Origin of the sequence: Candidatus Chloroploca sp. Khr17, from assembly GCF_004138165.1 — a bacterium.
Classification (GTDB): Bacteria; Chloroflexota; Chloroflexia; order Chloroflexales; family Chloroflexaceae; genus Chloroploca.
This window is the reverse complement of sequence record NZ_RYFF01000116.1, coordinates 1-5,112: the sequence shown is the minus strand read 5'-3', so window position 1 is coordinate 5,112 and position 5,112 is coordinate 1. Positions and strand designations below refer to the sequence as shown.

General features: G+C 62.5%; 1 protein-coding gene. It reads left to right on the top strand.

Going from position 1 to position 5,112, the window contains the following annotated elements; all coding sequences use genetic code 11:
• On the top strand, positions 1-5,112 hold a 5,112-nt coding region (locus tag EKD05_RS25055), incomplete at both ends, for an SdrD B-like domain-containing protein (RefSeq protein ID WP_129678324.1).

The following is a 5,112-nucleotide window of genomic DNA, read 5'->3' as shown; positions in this document are numbered from 1 at the left end:
GACGATGCGCTCGATAGCGACGTGACCGCCGGGGCCGGGGCGACCAGCACCACCGCCGACATCACGCTGGTTAGCGGCGTGGACGACTTCCGTTGGGACGCCGGGCTCTATCAATTGGGCACCCTCGGCGACCGGGTCTGGGACGATACCAATGGCAATGGCGTGCAGGATGCGGGCGAGCTTGGCGTGCCAAATGTCACGCTCGGGCTCACCGGCGTCACGGGGGCCGGGGATGCGATCAATCGCACGACCACGACCGACGCCAGCGGGATCTACACCTTTACGAATCTTGTCCCGGGCACCTACACCGTCACCGTCACCGCACCCAGCGGCTACCGCATTACCGCGCAGGATGAGGGTGGCAACGACGCGACCGACAGTGACGCGAATCCGACCACCGGCGTGATGGCGAGCACCGTCATCACCTCGGGTGAGCTTGACGACACCTGGGACGCGGGGCTCTATCGGCCCGCGAGCATCGGCGACTTGGTCTGGCTCGACCGCAATGCCAACGGCATCCAGGACACGGGCGAACCAGGCGTTGCGGGTGTGACCCTCACGCTGACGGGGACCGACGGGCTGAATGCGCCGATCACCGCCATCACCACGACCAACGCGAGCGGCGTCTACAGCTTTACCAACCTGACCCCAGGCGTCTACACCGTCACGGCGACCCTGCCCAACGGCTATCGCTTCACCGTCACCGGACGCGGCACCAGTGCCACCGACTCGGATGCCAACCCGACGACCGGCGTGATGAGTGACACCACGCTTGTCTCGGGTGAGTATGACGCCACCTGGGATGCCGGGGTCTACCGACCCGCCACCCTGGGCGATCTGGTCTTCTTTGACCGCGACAATAGCGGCACCTACGAGCCAGCCACGGACAGCCCACTAGTCGGGGCGCTGGTCGAACTCTTCCTGGCTGACGGCACCACGGTCGTGACCAACGTAAATGGCGTGACGGTGGTCAGCCAGACGACGACCGCGACGGGCCTCTACACCTTCACCAATCTGCGCCCGGGCGCGTATCTGGTGCGCGTCACGCCACCAGACGGCTATCGCTCGTCCGACGACATCGCGACCACGGCGAACCCAGACACCAATGTCAATAACGACGACAATGGCCTTGGCAGCAGCAGCACCGGCATCGTCAGCAGCGGCGTGATTACGCTCAGTTCCGGCCAGGAGCCGACCAACGATGGTGACGCTGATAACGACACCAACCTGACGCTCGACTTCGGCTTTTACCGACCGCTCACCCTGGGCAATCTGGTCTTCTTTGACCGCGACAATAGCGGTACCTACAACAGTGGCGACGACCCGCTGGAAGGGGCGACCGTCGAACTGCTCCGCAGCGGCAGCGTCGTCACCGACGTGAATGGGGCCAATGTTGTCAGTCAGACGACGACCGCGACAGGCCTCTACACCTTTACCAACCTGCGTCCTGGTGCTTACACTGTGCGCGTGACGCCACCAGCGGGCTATCGCTCGTCCGACAATACCGTCGCTGACCCGAATAACAATCAAGACAACGACGACAACGGCCTGGGCGACAGCACCGCCGGGGCTACCACCAGCAGCGTCATCACGCTCACCTCGGGCGAGGAGCCGACTGATGGTGGCGATAGCAACCTGACGCTCGACTTCGGCTTTTACCGCCCGCTCACCCTGGGCAACCTGGTCTTCCACGACCGCGACAATAGCGGTACCTATGGAGCAGGCACTGACAGCCCACTAGCCGGAGCGACCGTCGAACTGCTGCGCAACGGCAGCGTCGTCACCAACGTGAACGGGGCCAACGTACTCAGCCAGACAACCACGATCACCGGAATCTACACCTTCACCAATCTGCGCCCCGGGGCTTACACTGTGCGCGTGACGCCACCAGCGGGCTATCGTTCATCCGACAATAGCGTCGCTGACCCGAACGACGATCAGGACAACGATGACAACGGCCTGGGCAATAGCACCTCCGGGCCGACGAGCAGCGGCACCATCACGCTCACCTCGGGCGAGGAGCCAACTGATGGTGGCGATAGCAACCTGACGTTCGACTTCGGCTTCTACCAGCCGCTCACCCTGGGCAACCTGGTCTTCCACGACCGCGACAATAGCGGCACCTACGTGGCTGGCACCGACATCGGCCTGGCCGGGGCAACGGTTGAACTACTCCGCAACGGCAGCGTCGTCACCGACGTGACCGGGGCCAATGTACTCAGCCAGACGACGACCGCGACAGGTCTCTACACCTTCACCAATCTGCGCCCTGGTGATTACACCGTGCGCGTGACGCCACCAGAAGGCTATCGCTCGTCCGACAATACCGTCGTTGATCCGAACACCAATACGGACAACGATGACAATGGTCTGGGCAATAGCACCGCCGGGGCTACCACCAGCGGCGTCATCACGCTCACCTCGGGCGAGGAGCCAATCAACGACGGGGATACCGACGCCAACACGAACCTGACGCTCGACTTCGGCTTCTATCACCCGCTCACCCTGGGCGACCTGGTCTTCTTTGACCGCGACAATAGCGGTACCTATGTGGCAGGCACCGATATCGGTCTGGACGGGGCGACGGTCGAGATCTTCTTTGACGACGGCACCACGCCGGCACGTAATCTCACTGGCACGCTGATCACGAGCATCACCACCGGCGCTGATGGGTTCTATCGGTTCACCGATCTCAAGCCCAACGGCTATCTGGTGCAGGTCACCGCACCCGAAGGCTATCGCTCATCAACCGATATTGCCGGTACGCCAAATCCGAATAACAATACCAACAACGACGACAACGGTCTTGGCACGGATCAAACTGCACGCAGCAATGCGATCATGCTCACCTCGGGCCAAGAGCCTGTTGACGACGGTGATGTCGACGCGAACACGAACTTGACGCTCGACTTCGGCTTCTTCCAGCGCTCCTCGCTCGGCGACCGGGTCTGGCTCGACCTGAACCAGAATGGCATCCAGGATACCGGCGAACGCGGGGTGGCTGATGTTACCGTCACCCTCTATGCCGCCAACGGAACCACCGTTCTTTCGACGACCACCACCGCGAGCGATGGCTCCTATCGCTTTGACATGCTAGGGGCCAACGACTATCTCATCGCGTTTGCTTTGCCGACCGGTTATACCTTTAGCCCGACCGGAACAGGTACGCTGGCAACCGATAGCAATGCCAATGTAGAGACCGGGCGCACGGTAACGATCACGCTGGCACCGAACACCGATGACGTGACCTGGGACGCGGGTATCTTTACGGTGCCTGAACTGATCAAGGCGCTGGCGGGAACCTCGTCGCTAGCCACTAGTGGCAGCAATGTCACGCTTGGCGAAGTCGTCACTTATACGCTCACCATCAGCCTGGCCGAGGGCATCTTCCCGTCGCTCGTAGTCACCGATACGCTGCCGAGCGGCCTGAGCTATCTGACCGGCAGCACGAATGTTATTACCACCGGCTTCAACGGCACGCTCCCAGCGTATAGCCTGACCGAGCCAGGCAGCAACGGTGGGACGCTTGTGCTCAACTGGAATGCGCCGGTCACGGTGACAACCGACAACAACCCGGCCAACAACAGCTTCCGCGTGCAACTGCAAGCGCGGGTGCTTGACGTGCCAGGGAACAGCGGGGTTGCGCCACAAACCACCCTCATCAACCGGGCGAGCATCGCCATCGGCAACAGCCCGACCATCACGAGCAACCAGGTTGACGTGACCGTGGTCGAACCGCGACTGGAGCTTGGCAAGCAGTTCAGCCAGGCAACGGCCTATGCAGGCGAAACGGTCACCGTGACCCTGATCGTCACCAACACCGGCACCTCACCGGCTCACGACGTGGTCATTGTTGACCCGCTGCCCGCGGCGAACTTCAGCGCGGTGAGCCCAGTGACCACACCGATTGACTTTGCGTATAACACCGTCATCAGCGGCAGCGACACGATCGTGCGCTACACTGGTGGCCCCATTGCGGCTGGCACAAGCCGCACCTTCACCTTCCAAGTCACGCTCGCGGGCGATCTGCTGAACGGCACCGTGATCACCAACACGGCCACGATCACCCGATCAACCAGTCTGCCTGGTGACGATCCGAACGAGCGCGAAGAACCTGACACGAGCGACGATGATACCATCACCATCGTTGCGCCCGATCTCACGATCACCAAGAAGGACGGCGTTAGCACGGTGGCGCCAGGTGACCTGATTACCTACACGCTCAGCTACACCAACCTCGGCACGCTCGCCGCCACTGGCGTCGTCATCACCGAGACCGTCCCGGTCAGCACGAGCTTTGTTGCGCCGAGCGGCGCTTGGAGTTGTTCACCGGACACGAGCGCCGGGGCCACGTGTACGACCAGTCTCGACACCCTGGCGGCAGGTGCATCTGGTAGCATCACCTTTACCGTACGGCTGGCCTCAAGTCTCCCGGCTGGCTTCACCAGCATCACCAACACCGTCACCATCGCCGACGACGGGCAGAACGGCCCCGAAATCAGGCTGGACAACAATGACGACGACGAGGTCACCCCGGTCGAGGCCGCGCCCGATCTGGTCATCACCAAGACCGATGACAACCGCACCGTGACAACCGGCGACCTGATCACCTACACGCTCACCTACACCAACGTTGGCAACCAAGACGCGACGGGCGTCGTGATCACCGAGACCGTGCCGACCTACACCACCTTCATCACACCGACCGGTTGGTCGTGCAACAGCGGCACCTGCGCCTACCCGGTGGGCGACCTCGGTGCCAACATCACCGGTACCATCACCTTCGTGGTGCAGGTTGATCCAAGCCTGCCCGCGGGCGTCACGACCATCACCAACACCGTCGTCATCACTGACGACGGCACCAATGGCGACGACCCGACCCCGTTGAATAACGAGGACGACGAGGTTACGCCCGTCACCGCCGCGCCCGATCTCGTCATCACCAAGACCGACGACGGGATCAGCACGGTTCCGGGTGGGCTGATTACCTACACGCTCCACTACACCAACACCGGCAATCAGCAGGCCGTCGGCATCGTCATCAGCGAGACCGTGCCGGTCAGCACGAGCTTTGTGGCCGCTGGGAGTGACGCCTGGGACTGCACCAGCGCC